At 38.1% G+C, this 3,495-nt stretch carries 4 protein-coding genes and 2 pseudogenes; all 6 read left to right on the top strand.

Features of this window, described 5'->3' with window-relative positions; all coding sequences use genetic code 11:
* Positions 1-1,127 (top strand): RHS repeat domain-containing protein (locus LH47_RS14375; RefSeq protein WP_326939230.1); only part of this gene is annotated, 1,127 nt, incomplete at its 5' end.
* 57 nt (positions 1,128-1,184) lie between these two features.
* Complete coding sequence (locus LH47_RS14370) at positions 1,185-1,547, top strand: YxiJ-like family protein (RefSeq protein WP_012576007.1); 363 nt, start codon at positions 1,185-1,187, stop codon at positions 1,545-1,547.
* 100 nt (positions 1,548-1,647) lie between these two features.
* A pseudogene (locus LH47_RS14365) lies at positions 1,648-1,998 on the top strand (RHS repeat-associated core domain-containing protein); the annotation flags it as partial.
* 339 nt (positions 1,999-2,337) lie between these two features.
* Entirely contained in the window at positions 2,338-2,733 is a 396-nt protein-coding gene (locus LH47_RS14360) for a DUF4304 domain-containing protein (protein ID WP_235341169.1), read from the top strand.
* 98 nt (positions 2,734-2,831) lie between these two features.
* Positions 2,832-3,215 carry a hypothetical protein gene (locus LH47_RS14355; RefSeq protein ID WP_052585064.1) on the top strand — a complete coding sequence of 128 codons (384 nt, stop codon included), beginning with the start codon at positions 2,832-2,834 and terminating at the stop codon, positions 3,213-3,215.
* A gap of 80 nt (positions 3,216-3,295) precedes the next feature.
* A pseudogene (locus LH47_RS14350) lies at positions 3,296-3,495 on the top strand (helix-turn-helix domain-containing protein); the annotation flags it as partial.

The raw sequence follows: 3,495 nt of genomic DNA, 5'->3' as shown, positions 1-3,495 counted from the left end.
CGACGACGACCAATGCCGATTATAACGCTGCCAATCAGCTCATTCGTTTTGGAAACGAATCGATCACATATGATGCCAACGGCAACCGTCTCGAAGATGGAAAATATCAATACGAATGGAACGAAGCGGACCAATTGGTTTCTATTACGAGAAAAGGAGAAAGCACTCCTTTTGTGACGTACAAATATGATGAAGACGGCCGGCGCATCCAAAAGAATGTAAATGGCGTCATTACGAACTACCATTACCAAGGGGATAGCCTAAACGTTCTGTATGAAACCGATGCGGATGGAAATGTGATACAATCGTATGTATACGGAGAAAACGGCCAGCTGTTGGCGATGAAAAAGGGCGGGGCGACGTACTTCTACCACTATAACGCCCATGGCGATGTCATCGCCCTGACGGATGAACAAGGAAACATCGTTGCCCGTTATCAATATGATGCATGGGGGAACATTCTTTCCCAATCTGGCGACTTGGCTGACGAAAACTCATATCGATACGCAGGATACCAATATGACCAAGAAACGGGTCTCTATTACCTAATTGCCCGGTACTACCGCCCAGAACAAGGAGTGTTCCTTTCTTTAGACCCAGACCCAGGGGATGCGGACGATATCCTCACACAAAACGGATATACGTATGCAAACAACAATCCGGTGATGATGGTGGATCCGGATGGGCACTGGGCTTGGTTGGCGATTAATGCGGCGTTTGCGGCTTATGATGGGTATAAGGCTTTTAAAAGAGGTGGTTGGAAGGCTGCGGCGATTGCGGTAGGTGTGGGGCTTGTTGGAGGAGCTGCATTTAAAGCATTTCGAGCAGCACAAGTAGCAAAGGGTCCCGCACGGTATTGGTATAAAGGTACCTTTAAAAATAGTATAGAATCGCTAGCATATCATCATAACAAACATGTGATTAGAAAAGGACGCTCCTATAGTCCAGAAAGATACACAAAACTAGCGAGAGCATTCTATCGTTCAAATAAACATTTGCGAGAAGAAGTGACACTATCTACAGGCAAAAAAGGATATAGGATTAAGAAAGGAAAGGTTGGAGGTTATTATACCAAAAGAGGGAAAATAGTGACATTTTGGCATAACGGTTGGAAACTCAAGAAATAGTAGAAATGAATATTATCATTTTTAACATAGTTAAAGAGAGAAAGAGGTGAACAATTTATGAAGGTTAATCACGATGTAATATTAGAGCTTGAAAAAATGAGTATATTATTAAACAATGATTTTCCCTCAGAAGATATAGAAAGAATTGAAAATACCATTCTTAAAGATAATGATAAATACTGTTTGACAGGGGACTTTGACAGCTTTTGTTCATTAATAAGTGGAAGTTTAAGTTATGTCCTTGCTCATAAAAAGATACCTAGGTATCAAAGAAAATTGTTGTATAAAGATTTTTTTGCTTTGTATCCTTATTACGAACCTTTAAGGAAACATTTAGAAAAATTCCCCCATTTTTCTGAAGAATTAAAAGTTCATGAAAGGGTTCGGGAATTACTTTTAGAAGTCGTTAAATCATACTAAGGTTTAATATTTCTATACTTTAATTTTTTCATTAATATTTGTTGAAATTTAAAGAATTTGAAAGAGGGTGTCCCAAAAATGATCATTTTTGGGACACCCTGTTTATTACCTGATCGCCCGTTATTACCACCCAGCCCATGGCGTGTTCTTATCCTTGGATCCAGATCCGGGGGATGCGGACGATATCCTCACACAAAACGGATATACGTATGCGAACAACAACCCAGTGATGTTGGTGGATCCGGATGGGCATTTTGTTTGGATGGCCATTAATGCGGGATTTGCGGCGTATGATGGGTATAAGGCGTACAAGTCAGGAAAAGGATGGAAAGGTGTCACGGTTGCCGCAGCGTTTGGTTTTGTTGGTGGAGGAAGATTAAAAGCAGCTAGAGCAGCTGGATTTGCTGCTGAGAAATATCTTGCTAGAAGATTAGGGCTAAACCAGCCCATCTTCAAAGAATATTTAGTGTTGGAAAAACAACAAGACGAGCTGATATTGTAAAAAATGGTACATTACATGAAGTGAAAGTGGGAAGGGTTTCAGCTCCTGCTTTCACGAGAGCACAGATTGCAAAGGATGTATGGTTATTAAAACATAGAAAAATAAAAAGGGTGCACTGGAACTTCTACGTAAGCTCAAGAACAGGTAAAGTAGGACCAAGTAGAAATCTTAGAAAACTTTTAAAGAAACATAGTATATCATATAGTATACATCGTGAAAGCTTTTAAAGAGTAAAGGAGGGATCTTTATGTTATTTAATAAGGATAAAATGGTTAGTTCTTTAAAAAAATAGTTGTCCCAGAATTAAGAAACAGGGGATTTAAAGGGGTTCTTCCTCATTTTAGGAAGCAAGAAGGTCAGTTAGGTTATTTGCTATCGTTTCAATTTGATAAATGGGGAGGAGGATTTATAATAGAAGTTGGAGTAGCAAGGGTTAATGAGGAAGGAAACGTGATAGTTGATGGTATAGTTCGACCATTTCAAAAGATGAATGCTTTTCACTTAAACAATCGTTTTAGAATAATGAATAATAAAAATGGAGATAAAGATTGGTTTAAATTCGATAACGAAAACCAAAATTTAGAGGAAGCAGAATTTATTCGAATAGCTAAGAATGTTTTACCATATTTGGATGTTGCAGAAAATTGGTTTGAAAAAATAAAGCAAAAGCAAACAGTACGATAGAACCAATCTAGGCGACCTGCTTGCTTTATAGCAGTGTCGTCTTTTTTATAACAATTTAGATAAGCTATTGACTCAAGAAAAAGTAGTAATAAGATGGTATGGTTGGTGATACAATGTCATTTTGGGAAAGCATAAAGAACAAGGAAACAGTTGTTTTAAGTGATGATGCAATCGATTTGTTAAGTGATACGCTCTTAGAAATCAAAAAAATTTATGAAGAAGATTTAGAAAGAATGCCAACGGTAGCTGAATTGGAAGCATTAATCTTGGAGGCTTTACAACTTGATTCAAATATTAATGAACAATTAGGGGAAATGGAAATCGTCGATGTAAATTTTAAATTGAAAAAGAAAAGAAAGACGCCTAATATTGAACCAGGTATTGTATTCGCAATCCCGCTTAAAGAAATTGAAAAATATGCTTATGGTTTAGTAGTAAAAGGAAAAGGATTAAAGGATGACATCTATATACATGCACCTTAAAATGATAACTTCTGTATGAACACCTTTTTCCATGGTTATACTGCTCCTAAATACCCACGTACAAAAGGAGCGGAAATGACATGAAACGTCTTAAAATTACAAATGATCACGGTTGGACACCTCGAACCCTTCGGAAACAAGAACGGAAAATCAAAGATGCTTCGCTTCGCGCTCGGGTGACTGCCGTTCGCCTCGTCATGGAAGGGTTTCTTGGAAAAGATGTCGCAAAAATGGTTAATCTATGCCGCCAATCGGTTTCCTTCTACGTCGAACGGTTTAA

Origin of the sequence: Anoxybacillus thermarum (assembly GCF_000836725.1) — a bacterium.
GTDB classification, from domain to species: domain Bacteria; phylum Bacillota; class Bacilli; order Bacillales; family Anoxybacillaceae; genus Anoxybacillus; species Anoxybacillus thermarum.
This window is presented reverse-complemented; position numbering and strand designations above follow the sequence as displayed.

Excerpts from the sequence above, each read along its gene's own strand:
- LH47_RS14370 (WP_012576007.1), top strand. The coding sequence starts at position 1,185 with ATGAAGGTTAATCACGATGTAATATTAGAGCTTGAAAAAATGAGTATA.
- LH47_RS14355 (WP_052585064.1), top strand. The coding sequence starts at position 2,832 with ATGGTTGGTGATACAATGTCATTTTGGGAAAGCATAAAGAACAAGGAA.